18 protein-coding genes are annotated in these 19140 nt (G+C 72.2%); 17 read left to right on the top strand and 1 reads right to left on the bottom strand.

All coding sequences use genetic code 11. The annotated features are described in order from the left end of the window. The first annotated feature begins 1 nt into the window (after position 1). The 13 genes from M8C17_RS12790 (at position 2) to M8C17_RS12730 (ending at position 12537) form a co-directional block, all read left to right on the top strand. On the top strand, positions 2–298 hold the full coding sequence (locus tag M8C17_RS12790) for a DUF503 domain-containing protein (RefSeq protein WP_252416646.1): 297 nt from the start codon (positions 2–4) through the stop codon (positions 296–298). Between the two features lie 126 nt (positions 299–424). Beyond that, positions 425–910: a 30S ribosome-binding factor RbfA gene (rbfA, locus tag M8C17_RS12785; RefSeq protein WP_252416645.1), complete on the top strand. Its 486-nt coding sequence runs from the start codon at positions 425–427 to the stop codon at positions 908–910. Further along, a complete protein-coding gene (locus M8C17_RS12780) occupies positions 907–1965 on the top strand; it encodes a bifunctional oligoribonuclease/PAP phosphatase NrnA (RefSeq protein ID WP_252416644.1) in 1059 nt (352 codons plus the stop codon). Before rbfA ends, M8C17_RS12780 begins: the two co-directional genes overlap by 4 nt. A 90-nt stretch (positions 1966–2055) precedes the next feature. Further along, the gene (locus M8C17_RS12775) at positions 2056–2463 is read left to right on the top strand and encodes a hypothetical protein (RefSeq protein WP_252416643.1); all 408 of its coding nucleotides are present in this window, start codon (positions 2056–2058) and stop codon (positions 2461–2463) included. Next, a complete protein-coding gene (locus tag M8C17_RS12770) occupies positions 2463–2672 on the top strand; it encodes a DUF6186 family protein (RefSeq protein ID WP_252416788.1) in 210 nt (69 codons plus the stop codon). Before M8C17_RS12775 ends, M8C17_RS12770 begins: the two co-directional genes overlap by 1 nt. 537 nt (positions 2673–3209) lie before the next feature. Further along, complete coding sequence (locus M8C17_RS12765; RefSeq protein ID WP_252416642.1) at positions 3210–4523, top strand: MATE family efflux transporter; 1314 nt, start codon at positions 3210–3212, stop codon at positions 4521–4523. Between the two features lie 118 nt (positions 4524–4641). After that, the gene (gene truB, locus M8C17_RS12760) at positions 4642–5526 is read left to right on the top strand and encodes a tRNA pseudouridine(55) synthase TruB (protein ID WP_308209416.1); all 885 of its coding nucleotides are present in this window, start codon (positions 4642–4644) and stop codon (positions 5524–5526) included. Positions 5527–5602: 76 nt separating this feature from the next. Next, positions 5603–6532, top strand: coding sequence for a bifunctional riboflavin kinase/FAD synthetase (locus M8C17_RS12755; RefSeq protein WP_252416641.1), 930 nt, complete (start codon positions 5603–5605; stop codon positions 6530–6532). Between the two features lie 202 nt (positions 6533–6734). Next, a complete protein-coding gene (rpsO, locus tag M8C17_RS12750; protein ID WP_030337594.1) occupies positions 6735–7004 on the top strand; it encodes a 30S ribosomal protein S15 in 270 nt (89 codons plus the stop codon). 227 nt (positions 7005–7231) lie between these two features. Further along, positions 7232–9628, top strand: a complete 2397-nt coding sequence (locus M8C17_RS12745; protein WP_252416640.1) for a polyribonucleotide nucleotidyltransferase — start codon at positions 7232–7234, stop codon at positions 9626–9628. A gap of 47 nt (positions 9629–9675) precedes the next feature. Continuing rightward, the gene (locus M8C17_RS12740; protein ID WP_252416639.1) at positions 9676–11073 is read left to right on the top strand and encodes a pitrilysin family protein; all 1398 of its coding nucleotides are present in this window, start codon (positions 9676–9678) and stop codon (positions 11071–11073) included. A 71-nt stretch (positions 11074–11144) separates the two neighbouring features. Continuing rightward, positions 11145–11912, top strand: a complete 768-nt coding sequence (gene dapB / locus M8C17_RS12735; RefSeq protein WP_252416638.1) for a 4-hydroxy-tetrahydrodipicolinate reductase — start codon at positions 11145–11147, stop codon at positions 11910–11912. Positions 11913–11976: 64 nt separating this feature from the next. Next, positions 11977–12537, top strand: a complete 561-nt coding sequence (locus M8C17_RS12730) for a GNAT family N-acetyltransferase (protein WP_305884689.1) — start codon at positions 11977–11979, stop codon at positions 12535–12537. Here M8C17_RS12730 and M8C17_RS12725 read toward each other — a convergent pair. Further along, entirely contained in the window at positions 12534–14639 is a 2106-nt protein-coding gene (locus M8C17_RS12725; RefSeq protein WP_252416637.1) for a glycogen debranching N-terminal domain-containing protein, read from the bottom strand. The two genes, M8C17_RS12730 and M8C17_RS12725, sit on opposite strands and share 4 nt — an antisense overlap. Positions 14640–14784: 145 nt before the next feature. On the opposite strand from M8C17_RS12725, the gene M8C17_RS12720 reads away from it, so the two are divergent. From M8C17_RS12720 to M8C17_RS12705, 4 genes are all read left to right on the top strand, one after another. Continuing rightward, positions 14785–15774 carry a LacI family DNA-binding transcriptional regulator gene (locus M8C17_RS12720; protein ID WP_252416636.1) on the top strand — a complete coding sequence of 330 codons (990 nt, stop codon included), beginning with the start codon at positions 14785–14787 and terminating at the stop codon, positions 15772–15774. 24 nt (positions 15775–15798) lie between these two features. Beyond that, the gene (locus M8C17_RS12715) at positions 15799–17049 is read left to right on the top strand and encodes an extracellular solute-binding protein (RefSeq protein ID WP_252416635.1); all 1251 of its coding nucleotides are present in this window, start codon (positions 15799–15801) and stop codon (positions 17047–17049) included. Between the two features lie 72 nt (positions 17050–17121). Beyond that, positions 17122–18243, top strand: a complete 1122-nt coding sequence (locus M8C17_RS12710; RefSeq protein WP_252416634.1) for a carbohydrate ABC transporter permease — start codon at positions 17122–17124, stop codon at positions 18241–18243. A 1-nt stretch (position 18244) separates the two neighbouring features. Beyond that, the gene (locus M8C17_RS12705; protein WP_252416633.1) at positions 18245–19135 is read left to right on the top strand and encodes a carbohydrate ABC transporter permease; all 891 of its coding nucleotides are present in this window, start codon (positions 18245–18247) and stop codon (positions 19133–19135) included. Positions 19136–19140 lie beyond the last annotated feature (5 nt).

Genomic DNA, 19140 nt, shown 5'->3' with positions numbered 1-19140 from the left:
GATGTTCACTGGAACCGCGGTCTTCGACCTGCTGCTGCCCGGCGACTCCCGGTCGCTCAAGGCCAAGAGATCATATGTACGGCCGATCGTGGCGGCGCTGCGCCGTTTCGAGGTGTCGGCCGCCGAGGTGGGAGCGCTCGACCTGCACGGGCGAGCGCAGATAGCGGTGGCCGTGGTGGCCGCCGAGGCGGCGCACGTCCGCGAGGTGCTGGACTCCTGCGAGCGCCTGGTGGCGGGTCGGCCCGAGGTCGAGCTGCTGTCGGTCGGGCGCCGGCTGTACGGCGGGGACGACGACTGACCGGGGTGCCGGCTGTGCCGAGGCCCCGGACGGGCCGCGAAGGTAGTGTTCGAGATGTTGGCCGGTCGGCTGGCGCCCCACGGGTCGCCGGGTCGGCCGGGAGCAGGACGCCGTGGAGGTGGCGAGATGTCTGATCCGGCCAAGGTACGCCGGCACGCGGAACGGGTGCGTGAGCTGGTCGCGTCGGTGGTGCGGAGCCAGATCAAGGACCCGCGGCTCGGCATGATCACCATCACCGACGCCCGGATCACCGCCGACCTGCGTGACGCGACGGTCTTCTACACGGTGCTCGGCGACGCGGCCGCCCAGGCGGGCACCGCGGCAGCGTTGGAGAGCGCCAAGGGCCTGCTGCGCAGCACGGTCGGCAAGGCGCTCGGGTTGCGGCACTCGCCGACCCTCACCTTCGTCCTGGACGACGTCCAGGACCAGGTCAAGCACATCGACGATCTGCTCGCCGCGGCCCGTAACGCCGACGCCGAGGTGCAGCGGCTCGCCGCCCAGGCGGAGTACGCGGGCGAGCCGCAGCCGTACCGCGTCGACGACGACGAGGCCGACGAGACCGACGAGGCCACCGACGCGGACGAGACCCCCCGGGGTGGGGAAGCGCGGTGACCGGCACCGCCGGCGCTGAACTCGACAGGACGGTCGGCGCCGGCCCCACCGGTGCGGACTGGGCCGCGGCCGAGGCGTTGCTCCGTGCGCTTCCGCCGACGGCCCGGGTGCTGCTGATCTGCCACGTCAACCCGGACGGCGACGCGCTGGGCAGCATGCTCGGCTTCGGTCTGGGCCTGCGTCAGTTCGGCGTACACCGGTTGCAGGCGACCTTTCCCGGGCCTCCGGAGGTGCCGGAGCCGTTCCGTGGGCTTCCGGGGCTGGATCTGCTGGTCCCTGCGGGTGCCGCGGACGCCGACCCGGACCTGGTGATCTGCTTCGACGCGGCGAGCGAGTCGCGTCTCGGCGAGTTGGCGGGGCGGTTGTCGTCGGCCGGTGCGGCGCTGGTGCTCGACCACCACGCCTCCAACGCCGGCTTCGGCACGGTCAACCTGATCGACCCGACCGCCGCGGCGACCTCGGTGGTGGCCGAGCACCTGCTGGCCCGGCTCGGCGTGACGCTGGATCCGGCCATCGCCGAGTGCCTGTACGTGGCGTTGACCACGGACACGGGCTCGTTCCGGTTCGAGGCGACCACCCCGGCGGTGCACGAGCTGGCCGCCCGGCTGCTGGCCACCGGCATCTCGCCCGGCGACATCTCCCGTCGGGTCTTCGACACCCGGCCCTTCGGCGCGGTCCGGCTCTTCGGCGAGGTGCTGGGGCGTGCCCGGCTGGAACCGGCCGCGGCCGACGGTCGAGGGCTGGTGTGGACCTTCGCCACGCTGGACGACCTGGCCCGGCACGACCAGCGGCCGTACGTGCTGGAGGCGCTGATCGACTCGGTGCGGTGCACCGCCGAGGCGGACGTGAGTTGCGTGCTGAAGCAGACCGTGCCCGGCCAGTGGGCCGTGTCGATGCGCAGCAAGGGCGCGGTCGACGTCAGCCGGGTGGCGGTCGTGCTGGGTGGCGGTGGCCACCGGTTCGCCGCCGGGTTCACGGGTCGGGGCACGGTCGAGCAGGTAATCGAGGCGATCCGCGGCCAGCTCGACGCGGCGTTGATCCATCCCGACGCCTGACCTCGGCGCGTCGACCCGGCAGGAAGATCAGGGTCAACTCCGGGGAGTGTTGGTCTTCCCGCGTTCCGTGAGACCGGGAAGAATTGCGGGATGGAGCAGCCGCACGACCTCACCGTGGAGGCCCCCCGCACCTGGGACCGGCCTGCCGTCTCCGTGCCAGTCCTCGTCTGCCTGTCGCTCGTCGGTGGCCGGTTCGCGTCGTTCTCCACCGAAGCCAATCTTTACACCCTCGGCACCGGCGGCGTGCTGATCTGGCTCGGTCTCAGCAATCGGGTGGCCCGCCGCCCGGCGCCGCGCCGGTTGGGCGCGGGCGCGGCCTGGTGGGCACTGCCCGTGGTGGTCTTCGGGGTCTTCGAGGGCGTCACCTTCGTGCTCGCGGTGGGCGACGACTTCCCCACCTTCTCCCGGCTGGCTGATCCGCTGTTGGAGGACCAGCTCACCCGGTCGGCGGCCTGGTTCGCCTGGCTGGCCGCGTTCTGGGGGTTGGTGCGGCGATGATGCGGGCACTGGCGATCGGCGGTTTCGTCGCCGCGCTGGCACTGTTCGCCGTGGTCGAGTGGCTGGCACGGCGGGAGGGCTCCCGCATCCCCACGCTCGGTGAGGTCTGCGCGTACGTGATGCGCTACGAGGTGGGTCCCGTGCCGGTGGGCCGGATCGGTCTGTTCGGCTTCTGGTGGTGGCTGGGCTGGCACTTCCTGGCCCGCTGAGTCGGGTCCCGGCCTGTCCAGATGGCGGGAACCCTGAGCAGTATGTGGACCTGAACGATAACTTGGGAGACGGCCGGCACCGCGTTGCGGTGCAGGTCATGGGCGGTGGTGCCACACCTCGCGCCGCCTCCCTCCAGGGTCGGACCGACCCGGGCTCACGCTGCCCGACCGGCTGCTCCGGTAACCCCGGACCGCCGTGGGGCGCTCAGCACGACCGCCCGTGAGGGCCGCCGCGTGCCGGTGGCTCGCACCCTGGAAGGAGCGCCACCATGCCGAACAAGCCCAAGCCGGAGACCACCGCCGACGACGCCCGCGAGCAGGCCCGCCGCGCGCTGCAGACGTCGATGGACACCCGCCAGTGACCCGACCCGTCCGGCGGTGACGCCGCAGACGGCCCCCGTCGACCGCGTCACCGCCCGACCGGCCGTGGTCCGCCGCGTCCACCCACCGATTCCACCCCGCCCGACGGGGCAGCGCCGCCGGTAAGCGCTGACCATCCTTGCGATCCTTACCTGGCCCGTGACAGGATCGCCGGCGATGGACACCAGCACGCTGACCGCGTCCCCCCGCCGGATCGCCGGCCTCGCCCTGCCCGCGCTCGTGGTGCTCGCCGCCGAGCCGCTCTACGTGCTGGTCGACACGGCCGTGGTCGGTCACCTCGGCCGGGTGCCGCTCGCCGCGCTCGCCGTCGGCGGCACGGTCATGACGCTCACCGCGTGGCTGGGCACCGTGGTCGCGTACGGCACCACCGGGCGGTCGGCCCGCCGCTTCGGCGCCGGCGACCGGGCGGCAGCGGTGGCCGAGGGCGTCCAGTCGTCCTGGCTCGCGTTCGGCGTCGGGCTGCTGGTCGCCATCGGCATGCAGATCGGCGGGGGAGCGCTGGCTCGTACCCTCGCCGGAGGTGGTGGCGAGGTGGGCGACGCCGCGGCGCAGTGGCTGCGGATCGCGGCGCTCGGCGCGCCCGGCCTGCTGCTCGCCGCCGCCGGCAACGGCTGGCTGCGCGGAGTGCAGGACACCCGCCGCCCGCTGGCCTTCGTGCTCGGCCCCAACCTGCTCTCCGCGGTGCTCTGCCCGCTGCTGGTCTATCCCCTCGGGCTCGGCCTGGTCGGTTCGGCGGTGGCCAACGTGGTCGCGCAGACTCTCTCCGGGGTGCTCTTCGCCGGGGCGCTGGTCGCCGAGCGCGTGTCGCTGCGACCCCGGCCCCGGCTGATCCGCCAGCAGTTGGTGCTCAGCCGGGACCTGTTGATCCGTGGCCTGGCGTTCCAGGCCAGCTTCCTGTCCGCGACCGCGGTCGCCGCCCGCTTCGGCGCCGCCGCCGTCGGCGCCCACCAGATCGCCCTGCAACTGTGGTTCTTCACCGCGTTGGTGCTCGACGCGCTGGCCATCGCGGCGCAGTCCCTGGTGGGCGCCGCCCTCGGGGCCGGCGACGAGGAGGGCGCCCGCGCGCTGGCCCGCCGGATCGGCGTGCTCGGCGGCATCTGCGGCGTCGGCTTCGCGCTGGTCATCGCCGCCGGCGCCGGCGTCGTGCCGTCGTGGTTCAGCTCCGATCCGGGGGTACGCGAGCAGGCCATGGTCGCCTGGCCCTGGTTCGTCGCAATGCAGCCGCTGGCCGGGGTGGTGTTCGCGCTCGACGGCGTGCTGATCGGCGCCGGCGACGTGCGTTACCTGCGCAACCTCACCATCGTGGCGGCACTCGGCGGCTTCCTGCCGGCCATCTGGCTGGCGTACGGGCTCGACCTCGGGCTCGGCGGCATCTGGGCCGGGCTCACCCTGTTCGTGGTGATCCGTCTGGTCGCCCTGCTGCTGCGGCTGCGCACCGGCCGCTGGGCGGTGGTCGGCGCGACCCGCTGAGGGTCCTCTCCCACAGCCCCGGCCCGACGTGCCGACATCCGTCCCGCCTCCGCGCCGTCCGTCAGCCGAGCACGCCCAGACATCTGCCCGTCCGGGGCATCTGGCAGGCTTGGCCGACGTGAGCACCGATGGTCTGATCGTGGTCGACAAGCCCGGCGGCATGACGTCGCACGACGTGGTGGCGCGGATCCGCCGGCTGGCGAAGACCCGGCGGGTCGGGCACGGTGGCACTCTCGACCCGATGGCCACCGGTGTGCTGGTGATCGGCGTGGGCCGTGCCACCCGGCTGCTGACGTACGTGATCGGCGCCGGTAAGAGCTACACCGGCACGGTCCGGCTCGGTCAGGCCACCGTCACCGACGACGCCGAGGGCGACGTGATCGCCTCCACGCCGGCCGGTCTGGTCACCGACGACGCGATCCGTTCAGCGCTGGGGGCGCTGACCGGTGAGATCGACCAGGTGCCGAGCGCGGTCAGCGCCATCAAGATCGACGGGCAGCGGGCGTACAAGCGGGTGCGCGACGGGGAGAGCGTCGAGCTACCGGCCCGGCGGGTCACCATCTCCCGGCTGGAGGTGCTGGCGATCCGCCGTACCGAGCCGGACGTGGTGGACGTGGACGTGGACGTCACCTGCTCCTCCGGCACGTACATCCGGGCCATCGCCCGGGACGCGGGCCTGGCGCTCGGTGTCGGCGGCCACCTGACCGCGCTGCGCCGGACCGCGGTGGGCGGCTTCACCATCGCCGAGGCGGCCACCCTCGAGGAGCTGGAGCAGCGCGCCCCGGACGTGGTCAACCTGCCACTGGACGCGGCGGCCGACCGGTTCTTCCCGCGCCGGGAGGCCACACCCGACGAGGCCCGGGTGCTGGCCCACGGCGGGCCGTTGGACCCGACGGGCCTCGTCGGGCCGTACGCCGTCTTCGGGCCGGCCGGTGGCCTGATCGCTATCGTCAGCGAGCGGGACGGCCGGGCCCGCGCGGAGATCGTGCTCGCCCCGGCCTGACGGCGGGGCGCAGGTGCGCCGGCCAGCGGCCGGCGGTTGACGTCCGCCGGTCGGCGGGCCAGCAGGGAGGAGCGGCATGCAGCGGTGGCGGGGGTACGACGCGGCGCCCGGTGGGTGGGGGCGCTCGGTCGTCACCATCGGCGTCTTCGACGGCGTGCACAAGGGGCACCAGGCGACCATCGGCCACGCCGTGGCCCGGGCCCGGGAGCTGGGCGTCCAGTCGGTGGTGGTCACCTTCGACCCGCACCCGGCCGAGGTGGTGCGCCCCGGTTCGCATCCGGCGGTGCTCACCGAGCAGGCCCGCAAGGCGGAGCTGATCGAGGCGCTCGGCGTGGACGTGCTCTGCGTGGTGCCGTTCACCCCGGAGTTCTCCCGGCTGCCCGCCGAGCAGTTCGTGCACGACATCCTGGTGGAGCACCTGCACGCGGCGCTGGTGGTGGTCGGCAGCAACTTCCGCTTCGGGCACCGGGCGGCCGGTGACGTGGCACTTCTGGAGCGGTTGGGCCGCACCTTCGGCTTCGGCGTGGAGGGTGGCCCGCTGGTCGCCGAGGACGGCACCGTCTTCTCCTCCACCTACATCCGCTCCTGCGTCGACGCGGGCGACGTGGGCGCGGCGGCGGCCGCACTGGGCCGCCCGCACCGTCTGGAGGGCGTGGTGGTCCGCGGCGACCAGCGCGGGCGGGAGCTGGGCTTCCCCACCGCCAACCTGCTCTGCCACCGGTACGCGGCGGTGCCCGCCGACGGGGTGTACGCGGCCCGCCTGGTCCGCCGCGGGCAGCGCGAGCCGCTGATGGCGGCGGTGTCGGTGGGTACCAACCCGACCTTCTCCGGTCGGGAGCGGCGGGTGGAGGCGTACGCGCTGGACTTCGACGGCGACCTCTACGGCGAGCGGCTGGCCCTGGACTTCGTGGCGCACCTGCGCGGACAGATCCGGTACGACTCGATCGAGCCGTTGATCGCCCAGATGGAACAGGACGTCGAGCGCACCCGGCGCGCCCTGTCCTGATCGTCGGGAAGATCGACGCGGCCCCGGCCGAGGCCCTTGACCGGGTGCTACCGGCGAGTGCTGGTAGTCTTGCGGAGACGTCGGGTGACCGGCGTGGGGCCTCGCGTGCCTGCTCGACGCCGCGGGTGCGAGGTACCGGTCCGTTCCCGGTCCATCGGGACGACGGACACCTACTTGATCAACCCATCGAAACAGGGAGAACATGGCGCTCGACCAGGAAGCCAAGGCCAGCATCCGCGCGGAGTACGCGACCGCCGAGGGCGACACCGGTTCGCCGGAGGTCCAGGTCGCGGTCCTCACCAAGCGGATCGCCGAGCTGACCGAGCACCTGAAGGTGCACAAGCACGACCACCACAGCCGCCGTGGGCTGCTGCTGCTGGTCGGCCGTCGCCGTCGGCTGCTCAACTACGTCCAGAAGAAGGACATTGCGCGCTACCGGTCGCTCATCGAGCGGCTCGGCCTGCGCCGGTGACGTGACGGGGGAGTGGCCGACCGGCCGCTCCCCCGTACCGCGTCCCACCTGAAGAAACACGGGCCGCGCGACCACCCGAGAGGGAGCCGGTCAGCGTACCGGTCTCCGGTAGTGGCCCCCGGGAACTCCGGCATCATGCCGGCCACCCGGGCGCTTCGATCGAAGACCGGCCGGCTGAGCAGCTCCCCGATGTCGTGGGCCCACGACGCGAAGGAGCACGACAGCACATGACCGAGACCAAACTCGGCACCGAATCCCGCACCGCCGTGATCGACAACGGGTCCTTCGGCACCCGTGAGATCACCTTCTCCACCGGTCGGCTGGCTCGCCAGGCCGCCGGTTCCGTCATCGCCCAGCTGGGCGAGACGGTCGTTCTCTCCGCCACCACCGCCGGTAAGCACCCGAAGGAGCAGTTCGACTTCTTCCCGCTGACCGTCGACGTCGAGGAGCGGATGTACGCCGCGGGCCGCATCCCCGGCTCGTTCTTCCGCCGCGAGGGCCGGCCGAGCGAGGACGCGATCCTCACCTGCCGCCTGATCGACCGGCCGTTGCGCCCGTCCTTCGTGAAGGGCCTGCGCAACGAGGTCCAGGTCGTCGAGACCATCCTGGCGCTCGACCCGCAGCACCCGTACGACGTCGTGGCGATCAACGCCGCCTCGATGTCGACCAAGCTGTCGGGCCTGCCGTTCTCCGGCCCGATCGGTGCGACCCGGGTCGCGCACATCGACGGCCAGTGGGTTGCCTTCCCGACCCTGGAGGAGCTGGCCCGGGCCACCTTCGACATGGTCGTGGCCGGCCGCACGCTGGACGACGGCGACGTCGCGATCATGATGGTCGAGGCCGAGGCCACGCCGAACGCCGTCGCCCTGATCTCGGCCGGCGCCACCGCGCCGACCGAGGAGATCGTGGCCAGCGGCCTGGAGGCCGCGAAGCCGGCGATCCGCGAGCTGTGCCGCGCGCAGAGCGAGCTGGCCGAGGTCGCCGCCAAGCCGGTCACCGAGTTCCCGGTCTTCCTGGACTACCAGGACGACGTGTACGACGCGGTCGCCGAGCTGGTTCGTGGCGAGGTCGCCGAGGCGATCACCATCGCCGGCAAGGCCGACCGCGAGGAGGCCCTGGACCGGGTCAAGGCCCGGGTCGCCGACGAGCTGTCCGGTCGGTTCGAGGGCCGGGAGAAGGAGCTCAGCGCCGCCTTCCGGTCGCTGACCAAGTCCGAGGTGCGCAACCGCGTACTGCGCGAGCAGGTCCGCATGGACGGCCGCGGCCCGCGGGACATCCGCCCGCTGACCGCCGAGGTCGGCGTGCTGCCGCGCGTGCACGGTTCGGCGCTGTTCGAGCGGGGCGAGACCCAGATCCTGGGTGTGACCACGCTGAACATGCTCCGCATGGAGCAGATGGTGGACACGCTGTCCCCCGAGAACCGCAAGCGCTACATGCACAACTACAACTTCCCGCCGTACTCGACCGGTGAGACCGGCCGGGTCGGCTCGCCGAAGCGGCGCGAGATCGGCCACGGCGCTCTCGCCGAGCGGGCACTGATCCCGGTGCTGCCGTCGCGCGAGGAGTTCCCGTACGCCATCCGGCAGGTCTCCGAGGCGCTCGGCTCCAACGGCTCCACCTCGATGGGTTCGGTCTGCGCCTCGACGCTGGGCCTGCTCTCCGCGGGTGTGCCGCTGAAGGCGCCGGTCGCCGGCATCGCGATGGGGCTCATCTCCGACGAGGTGGACGGCAAGACCCAGTACGTGACGCTGACCGACATCCTCGGTGCCGAGGACGCGTTCGGTGACATGGACTTCAAGGTCGCCGGCACGCCGGAATTCGTCACCGCGCTCCAGCTCGACACCAAGCTCAACGGCATCCCGTCGGACGTGCTGGCCGCCGCGCTGCAGCAGGCGAACGAGGCCCGGCAGGTCATCCTCGGCGTCATGAAGGCCGCGATCGAGGCTCCGGCCGAGATGTCGGACTACGCGCCGCGGGTCACCACCGTCAAGATCCCGGTCGACAAGATCGGCATGGTGATCGGCCCGAAGGGGCAGACCATCAACGCGATCCAGGACGAGACCGGCGCCGAGATCTCCATCGAGGACGACGGCACGATCTACGTCGGCGCCACCAACGGCCCGTCGGCCCAGGCGGCCGTCGACCGGATCAACGGGATCGCCAACCCGACGCTGCCGAAGCAGGGCGAGCGGTTCCTCGGCACGGTGGTCAAGACCGCCGCGTTCGGCGCGTTCATCTCGCTGCTGCCGGGCCGTGACGGCCTGCTGCACATCTCCAAGGTGGGCGACGGCAAGCGGGTCGAGCGCGTTGAGGACTTCCTCAACGTCGGCGACCGGGTCGAGGTCGAGATCGCGGACATCGACGCCCGCGGCAAGATCTACCTCGACAAGGTCCGTCCGGAGGGCGCCGAGGCGCCGGCCGCCGGCGAGTCCGCCGGTGAGGCTGGCGGCGACCGGCCGGCTGGCCGTGACCGGGGCGACCGCGGTCCGCGTGACCGGGGCGACCGCGAGCGCGGTGGCGACCGGGGCGGTCGTGGCCCGGAGCGCGGCGACCGTGGCGAGGGCGGCGGCGGCGAGGGTGGCGAGGGCGGCGAGCGTCCGCGCCGCCGGACCCGGCACAGCTGACCGTTCACCATCGCATCACCCACCCCTCGTCGATCTGGGAGCAGTACGTGAGTCGGGCCTTCAGTGCGCCGTTTCCACCGGATCGACGGGGGGTGGCTGCGTCCCGGGACACCGGGGCGGGCCGCTCCGGCGGCACCGCCCGGGCGGTGACCCGGACGCTCAGCGACGACCCGCTGGGTGGCACGGTACGACGTACCGTGCTGCCCAGCGGCCTGCGCGTGCTCACCGAGGCGATCCCGGCGATGCGCAGCGTCTCCTTCGGCGTCTGGGTGTCGGTCGGCTCGCGGGACGAGACCCGGCCGCAGGCCGGCGCCGCGCACTTCCTGGAGCACCTGCTCTTCAAGGGCACCCACAAGCGCACCGCCCTGGAGATCTCCTCGCAGATCGAGGCGGTCGGTGGCGAGACGAACGCCTTCACCACGAAGGAATACACCTGCTACTACGCCCGCGTGCTGGACGAGGACCTGCCGCTGGCGATCGACGTGATGTGCGACCTGGTCGCCGACTCGTTGCTGGAGCCGGCCGACGTGGAGACCGAGCGCGGCGTGATCCTCGAAGAGATCGCCATGCACGACGACGAGCCCGGTGACGAGGTGCACGACCTCTTCGCCCGCGCCGTCTACGGCGACCACCCGCTGGGTCGACTGATCTCCGGCACCGAGGAGACCGTCACGCCGATGACCCGGCGGCAGATCCAGAGCTTCTACCGCCGCCACTACACGGCGCCGGAGATCGTCATCGCCGCCGCCGGCAACCTCGACCACGCCACCGTGGTCAAGCTGGTCCGCCAGGCGGTGCGCGGCACCCCGCTGGACAGCGACCCGGCGACCCCGGCGCCGCACCGCGGGGCCACCCCGGCGGTACGGACGCGGCCGGCCACCACCCTGGTGGAGCCGAAGGAGACCGAGCAGGCGCACGTCATCCTCGGCTGCCCCGGCATCGACCGCCTCGACGAGCGGCGCTTCGCCCTCGGCGTGCTCAACAACGTGCTCGGCGGCGGCATGTCCAGCCGGCTGTTCCAGGAGATCCGTGAGCAGCGCGGCCTCGCCTACTCGGTCTACTCCTACGCCAGTCAGTACGCCGACAGCGGCCTGTTCGCCGTCTACGCCGGCTGCGCGCCGGGCAAGGTGGACGAGGTGTTGGCCCTGACCCGCGCCGAGCTGGCCCGCGTCGCCGCCGACGGGCTGACCGAGGCCGAGGTGGCCCGGGGCAAGGGGATGAGCAAGGGCTCGTTCGTGCTCGGTCTCGAGGACACCGGCTCCCGGATGAGCCGGTTGGCCAAGGGGGAGCTGCTCTACGGCGATCTGATGCCGGTCGACGAGTTGCTCCGCCGGGTCGACGAGGTCACCGTGGAGGACGTGAACGTCCTCGCCGCCGAGCTGCTCAGCCGGCCGATGTCGCTGGCCGTGGTGGGCCCGTTCGGCGCTGGCGACTTCGCGGTCTGAGGGCTGCGAGCGCTGGTCGGGGAAAACGTCCCGGCCGAAGGGGCACGTCCTGATTGGGATAGGTTGTGCCCGTGACTGACGAGCAGCGAAAGACCCCGGCCGAGCCGCTGCGGGTCGGCGTGTTTGGTGCGCGCGGCCGGATGGGCATCGAGGTCTGCAAGGCGGTCGACGCCGCCGACGATCTCGCCCTGGCCGCGGCGATCGACCAGGGCGACAGCCGCTCCGCCGTCTCCATCGCCGAGGTGGTCGTCGACTTCACCACGCCGGACGTCGTCATGGACAACCTCCAGTGGTGCGTCGAGCAGGGCATCAGCGCCGTGGTCGGCACGACCGGCTTCACCGAGCAGCGGCTGGAGCAGGTGCGCCGCTGGCTGGCCGACAAGCCCGAGGTGGGCGTGGTCATCGCCCCGAACTTCGGCATCGGCGCGGTGCTGATGATGCAGTTCGCCGCGCGGGCCGCCCGGCACTTCGAGTCCGTCGAGATCATCGAGCAGCACCACCCGCGCAAGCTGGACGCCCCGAGCGGCACGGCCACGCACACCGCCCGGCAGATCGCCCGGGCCCGCGCCGAGGCCGGCCTCGGCCCGGTTCCCGACGCCACCAGGGACGAGGTACCGGGTGCGCGCGGCGCCGAGATCGACGGGGTACGCGTCCACGCCGTGCGCGCCACCGGGCTGGTCGCCCACCAGGAGGTGCTCTTCGGCACCACCGGCGAGACGCTGACCATCCGGCACGACTCGTACGACCGGGCGTCGTTCATGCCGGGTGTGCTGCTCGCCGTCCGCGCGGTGCGCAACCGCCCCGGCCTCACCGTCGGCCTGGACGCCCTGCTCGACTGACGGGCCGTCCCCGGCGGGCGAAACCTGCTCGCGGGACGGGTCCGGCCACCCCTAGGCTGCCCCGATGATCGATGGCGGACATGGTGACCGGGTCGGCCGCAGGGTGACCCTGCGGCCGGTGGACGACGACAACTGGCGGGCGGTGGCCGACGTCGCCCCGCAAGACGACCAGCGCCGGTTCGTGGCCGCGCTGGCCGCCCGCTACCTGCTGCTCAGCACCCGCTCCGAGGTGTGGACCTCGCTCGCGGTGTACGCCGACGAGACCGTCGTCGGCCACGTCATGTGGGGCGTGGACGACGACGGCTCACACTGGATCGGCGGGATGCTCATCGACGCCGCCGAGCAGAACCGGGGCGTCGGCCGAGCCACCGTCCAGACCCTGGCCCCGTGGCTGGCGGCCCGAAACGGCAACCCCCCGGTCCGCCTCTCGTACCACCCCGACAACACCCCGGCCGCCGCCCTCTACACCTCCCTGGGCTTCCACCCCACCGGCGCGTTCGACGACGACGAGCTGATCGCCGAGCTGAACCCCCGCGATCTTGCATTTTCTGTCGCGACAAAGGCGCATGTCCCGCATCTCGACGACCGAAACTGCAAGATCGCCGGGGTGTTCGGCCCGGCCTAGCGGGGGAGGGACGGGGTTGTGGGGCGGCGTTGGGTGGGGAGGGTTGGGGTCAGTGGGGTGGGGAGGCCGTCGATGGTGGCTTCGCCGGTGCGGTTGACCGTGACGTTTACCGGGGTGTTGGCCACGCGGAGGCCGTTGACCGCGATGGCACCCAGCTCTGCTCCCGCCAGGGGTGCCAGCCGGACCGTGCCGGACGGCACGTCGGGGTAGAGCCCGGTGGCGGCCTGGAGCAGCAGCACCGCGCTGGTGGCGGCCCACGCCTGTGGCCGGCACGCCGCCGGGTACGGCACCGGACGGTTCACCAGCGAACGGTCGTCGCCGCCGTACAGCTCGGGCAGCCGGTAGTCGAACGCCTCGGCGGCGCTGAGCAGCCCCTCGGCCAGGGCGAGAGCGGCGTCTCGGTGCCCGGCCCGCGCCAGCCCGGCGAGCACGATGGCGGTGTCGTGGGTCCAGATCGACCCACAGTGGTACGACAGCGGGCTGAAGCCGGCGTCGTCGGTGGACATGGTTCGCAGACCGAAGCCACCGGCCAGGGTGTCGGTGGTGAGCAGGCGGGCGACCTGGTCCTCCTCGTCGCCGGTCAGCAGGCCGGTGCCGAGCAGGTGACCGATGTTGCTGGTGAGCGAGTCGACCGGGCGCTTGTCGCGGTCGAGGGCCAGCGCGGGCTGCGGGCCGTACCGGCCGTCGACCCAGAAGCTCTCCCGGAAACGGCGGGCCAGCGCGGCGGCGTGCTCGCGCCAGCGGTCCCCGCCCGGGCGACCGAAGGCGTCCAGCAGGGCGGCGCCGTTCACGGCGGCCTCGTGCGCGTACCCCTGCACCTCGGCCAGCACGATGGGCGCGGTGGCCAGCGAGCCGTCGTGGAACCGGACGGCGTCGCCGGAGTCCTTCCAGCCCTGGTTGGACAGCCCGTGCCCGGTGGTGTCGACGTACTCGACCAGCCCGTCGCCGTCCGGGTCGGCGTGCTCGCCGAGCCAGCGCAGCGCCGTCTCCAGGTGCGGCAGCAGCGGCTCGATCTGCTCGGCCGGCAGACCCCAGCGCCAGGCGTCGTGCAGGAGGTTGACCCACAGCATGGTGGCGTCGACGGTGCCGAAGTAGGCCGGTGGCAGGCGCAGCCCGTCGTCGGGCAGCGCGAACTCGTGCCGGCGCAGCTCGTGCAGGATCTTGCCGGGGGCCTCGCCGGTGGCCGGGTCGACGCGGGTGCCCTGTCGCCGGGCGAGCGCCCGCAGTGTGCCGGCGGCCAGGTCGGTGCCGAGGGGCAGCATCATCCGGGCGGCCCAGAGGCTGTCCCGGCCGAACAGGGTGAGGAACCAGGGCACCCCGGCGCCGAGGAAGACGTCCTCCGGTGCCCCGGTCTCGGCCAGTCGCAGCCCGCGCAGGTCGTCGAGGCTGCGGTCGAGCAGCCGGGCCAGTCGCCGGTCGTCGGCGGTCACCTCGGGTCGGGACCACTCCGGCTCGCCGGCGGGGCCGACCACCACGGCGTGCGGGTCCTCGACGGTCAGGTGCCAGCGCAACACCGTCTCGCCGCCCGGGGGCAGCTCGACGGGCCAGGAGAGCCGGGGGGCGGTGATCCGCTCTCCGGTCGCGAGCACGTCGGCGCCCGCGCCGGTGACGGTGACGCTGATCCCCTCCGCCGACCAGGTGAGGACGCCGGGCTGAGCGGTCCTGGCCTCCAGCGGCGACACGGCGCCACCGGACTTGACCACCTCGATGGGTGCCAGGTCGCAGCCGAGGTCGATGCTCACGGTGGCGCGTACGCCGACGGTGGCCGTGGAGACGATCCGCAGCTCCTCGGTGAGGCCGTTGCCTGTGGCTCGGCGGAGCCGGTCGACCCGGACGGTGGGGTCGGGCACGGGGTCGCCGAGCCAGCGCGCCAGGCTCACGAAGCGGGCGCCGTGTGGCCCGTCGTCGCCACGGGTCAGCCCTTCGGGCTCCCGGTCGTCGACGCGTAGCTCGGCTCGGGAGAGCACCCGGGCGTCGGCGTGGAAGACGCCCTGGACGCCGGTCGGGCGGATCTGCCCGGTCGCTTCCCCCAGTGCGCTGGTCGGGGCGAGGACCACCCCCACCAACTCGTGCAGAAGGGGTTGCAGCTGGCGTTCGATCACGGTGCGGCTCCAGATCCTGAGGGTGCGGGGCGGACGTCTTGACAACCCGCCCCCGGCGGTGCAAAGTGCGAAACATTCCAGAAACTTGAACGATCTAATCCTGCCTTATCCGAATTGGATCGTTCAAGATGGCGAGAGGGATTAAGTGGCCGACAAGGTGACCATCGCGACGGTGGCCCGGCACGCCCGCGTGAGCCGCCAGACGGTGTCCAACGTGCTCAACGCCCCGCACATCGTGCGCGAGGAGACCCGGCTGCGGGTCCAGGACGCGATCAGCGCACTCGGCTACCGGGCCAACCAGGCCGCCCGTCAGATGCGTACCGGCCGGTCCCGGCTCATCGCCGCCCGGATCGAGCCCACCCGGGACGGCATCAACGGCTCGGTGCTCGACCGCTTCCTGCACGGCCTCACCGAGACCGCCGACGCCGCCGGCTACCGGGTACTGCTCTACACGGCCACCGACGACGAGCGCGAGATCGCCACGTACGACGACCTGCTCGGCACGTACGAACTGGACGCGTTCGTGCTCGTCGGGACGAAGCACGGCGACCCGCGTACGGCCTGGCTGGCCGGCCGGGACGTGCCGTTCGTGACCTTCGGCCGGCCGTGGGACGCCCTCGACGCCCACCCCTGGGTGGACGTGGACGGCGCCGCCGGCACAGCGCAGGCCACCCGGCACCTGCTGGCCGCCGGGCACCGGCGGATCGCGTTCATCGGCTGGCCGCTCGGATCCGGCGTCGGTGACGACCGCCGGGCCGGCTGGCGCGACGCACTGCACGCGGCCGGCGTCGACCCGACCGGGCTGCACCGGGAGACCGAGGACGGCATCGCCGAGGGCGAGCGACTGATGCGCGACCTGCTCGCCGCCGTCGAGCCGACGGCCGTGGTCTGCGCCAGCGACTCCCTGGCTCTCGGCGCCCTCCAGGCGATCCGCGGCACCGAACCGCCCGTGTCGGTGATCGGCTTCGACGACACGCCGGTGGCCGCCGCCGTCGGCCTGGCCAGCGTGAGCCAACCGCTGGGCGAGGCCGCCGCCCGCTGCGTGGACCTGCTCACCGGGGTCCTCGACGGCAACCACGAGACCCCCACCCACGTGCTGCTCCAGCCCGCGCTGGCGCTCCGGCACACCGCGTAGTCCCTTCCCCCACCAGGAGAACCCATGGCACCTCGACACCTGACCCGGGTGGCGGTGGCCGGCCTCGCCGCCGTCGCCCTTCTCGGCTCCGCGGCCTGCGGCAGCGGCTTCGACGACTCCTCCGGCGACGCCGCCCAGTCCAGCGGCCCGGCGAGCCTGCAGATCCTGATCGGCTCCTCCGGTGAGGCCGAGACCAAGGCCGTGCAGGACGCCGCGGCGAAGTGGGCCGGCAGTTCCGGCAACACCGCCACGGTCACGCCCGCGCAGGACCTCACCCAGCAGCTCGGCCAGGCCCTCGCCGGTGGCACCCCGCCGGACGTGTTCTACGTCGACGCGGCCCGGTTCGCCGACTACGCCAGCGTCGGCGCCTTGGAGCCGTACGGCGATAAGATCAGCAACTCGGGCGACTTCTACGAGAGCCTGCGCACGACGTTCTCCTACGACGGCAAGCTCTACTGCGCGCCGAAGGACTTCTCCACCCTGGCCCTGCAGATCAACACCGACCTGTGGACCAGGGCCGGGCTGACCGACGCCGACGTGCCCACCACCTGGGAGCAGCTCACCGCGACCGCCCAGAAGATCAAGGCCAAGGGGCAGGTCCCGCTGGCCCTCGGCGACACCCGGGACCGGATCGGCGCCTTCATGGTGCAGAACGGCGGCTGGCTGCTGAGCAAGGACGGCAAGCAGGCCACGGCCGACACCCCGGAGAACCTGGCCGCCCTCCAGTACGTCAAGACCATGCTCACCACCGGCCTGGCCAAGTACCCGAAGCAGCTCGACGCCGGTTGGTCCGGTGAGGCGTTCGGCAAGGGCAAGGCCGTGATGACCATCGAGGGCAACTGGATCAAGGGCGCCCTGCAGAACGACTTCCCGAACATCAAGTACCGGGTCGTCCCGCTGCCGGCCGGTGCGAAGGGTCAGGGCACGCTCTCCTTCACCCAGTGCTGGGGCATCGCGGCGAAGAGCAGGTACAAGGAGCAGGCGATCAAGTTCGTCGAGGCGATGACCAGCGGCGAGCAGCAGATGGCCTTCGCCAAGGCGTTCGGCGTGATGCCGTCCCGCCAGTCGGTACGCGACCAGTACACCACCGCCTTCCCGGCCGACAAGCCCTTCATCGACGGTGCCGCGTACGCGCAGGGCCCGGTGAACGCCCCGAAGATGGACAGCGTCCTCCTCGACCTGGACACCGGCCTGCAGGGCCTGGCCAACGGCGACCCGAAGACGGTGCTGCAGAACTTCGACAAGAACGCCAAGGCGGCGCTCGGCACCAGCTGAGGTGACGGCGGGGGTCCCGGGCGCACCGGGGCCTCCGCCTCATCGTCGGCCCGAGGGAGGAGGGGAGGGGAGATGGCAACCGAAACACTGACCGCCGTGGGGACCGCGCGGGGGAAGAGCCCGCGCCGGCGTCGGCGCGGTATCCGCCGCGACGAGACGGTCGCCGGCTGGCTCTTCGTCGCGCCGGTGATCGTCATCCTGGGGTTGTTCCTGCTGCTGCCGATCCTGATGGCGTTCTGGGTCAGCCTGACCGACTGGAACGGCCAGGGCAGCCCGTTCACGAGTGAGGTCCCGTTCGTCGGCGGGCACAACTACACCCAGTTGTTCACCGAGGACGGGCTGGCCCGCCGCGACTTCATGACCAGCATCCGCAACAACATCTACTACGTGGCGATCGTGGTGCCGGCGCAGACCGTGCTCGCCCTCGGGCTGGCGCTGGTCGTCAACAACCGGATGCTCAAGGGCAAGAGCTTCTTCCGCAGCGCCTTCTACTTCCCGTCGGTCACCAGCTCCGTCGCGATCAGCGTGGTGTTCCTGTTCCTCTTCGCCAACTCAGGCGCGGTCAACGCGCTGCTCGCCTTCCTCGGCATCGACGGCCCGGAGTGGTTCGCCGACTCCCGAGGGGTGCTGCACCTGCTGCTCGGCACCGTCGGCGTCGACTCGCCCCCGGCGGGGCTGACCGGCGGCGGCCCGTTCGGGCTCAGCTGGTGGGACTGGCTGGCCGGACCCAGCGTGGCCATGATGTCGATCATCACGTTGGTGGTCTGGACCACCTCCGGCACCTTCATGCTGATGTTCCTGGCCGGGTTGCAGAACGTGCCGGTGGCCCTCGACGAGGCGAGCATCCTCGACGGCGCGTCCCGGTGGCAGCGGTTCCGGCACGTCACCCTGCCGCTGCTCAAGCCGACCACCTTCCTGGTGCTCACCCTCGGCCTGATCGGCTCCTGGCAGGTCTTCGACCAGGTGTACGTGATGAGCCAGGGCGACCCGGCCAAGACCACGCTCACCCCGGCCTACCTGTCGTACCGGACCGCCTTCCGGGACTTCGACTACGGCTCGGGAGCGGCGATCTCCTTCGTGCTGTTCCTGATCATCATCGTGTTCACGCTGATCCAGCGCCGGGCGCTGGCCGAGCGGGACACCGACCGGCCGCGCCGCGGCTGGCGGCGTCGGCGCGTACCGGAGAGGTCCTGAGATGGCCGTGCTGACCGACCGCCCGCCGGCGGCGGCGCCCGCGCGGCGCGACCAGCGCGTGGCCCGCACCCTGGCCACCCGCTTCCTGGGGTACGCCACGCTGATCTTCTTCGGGCTGGTGTTCCTCTACCCGTTCGTCATCCAGATCGGCAACGCGCTCAAGACCGAACCGGACGCCGCGGCCAACCCACTGTCGCCGATCCCGGACCCGCTCACGCTGGCCGGCTTCGAGCGGATCTTCGCCGGCACCAACTTCCCGCTCTGGCTGGGCAACTCACTGCTGGTCACGGTGCTGGTCACCATCGGTCGGGTGTTCTTCGACTCGCTCGCCGGGTACGCGCTGGCGCGACTGCGGTTCCGGGGACGCAGCGGGCTGTTCGCCGCGGTGATCGCGGTGCTGGCGGTGCCCGGGGTGGTGCTGCTGATCCCGAAGTTCCTGGTGCTCAACCAGCTCGGCATCTACAACAGTTACGCCGGTCTGGTGGTGCCGCTGCTGGCCGACGCGGCCGGCGTGTTCATCATGAAGCAGTTCTTCGAGTCGATCCCGTTGAGCGTCGAGGAGGCCGCCCGCATCGACGGGGCGAGCATCTTCCGTACCTTCTGGTCGGTGGTGCTGCCGATGGCGAAGCCGGCGCTGATCACCCTGACCATCCTGTCGTTCCAGGGCTCGTGGAACGAGTTTCCGCACAGCCTCGTGTCGGTGCAGGACCCGGACCTGTTCACCCTGCCGCGAGGGCTGGCCGACCTGGTCAGCGGCTCGCTCGGCAAGGGCACCCAGTACCCGCTCAAGCTGGGTGCCGCCCTGCTGGCCACCATTCCGGTGGCGATCATCTTCGTGGTGTTCCAGCGGTATTTCGTCCGGGACGCCAACGACGGATCGGACAAGGGCTGACGTGG

It is taken from the genome of Micromonospora sp. RHAY321 (genome assembly GCF_023896955.1).
Taxonomy (GTDB): domain Bacteria; phylum Actinomycetota; class Actinomycetes; order Mycobacteriales; family Micromonosporaceae; genus Micromonospora.
Note: the sequence above shows the minus strand (reverse complement) of the source record. Positions and strands in the feature narration are given on the sequence as shown.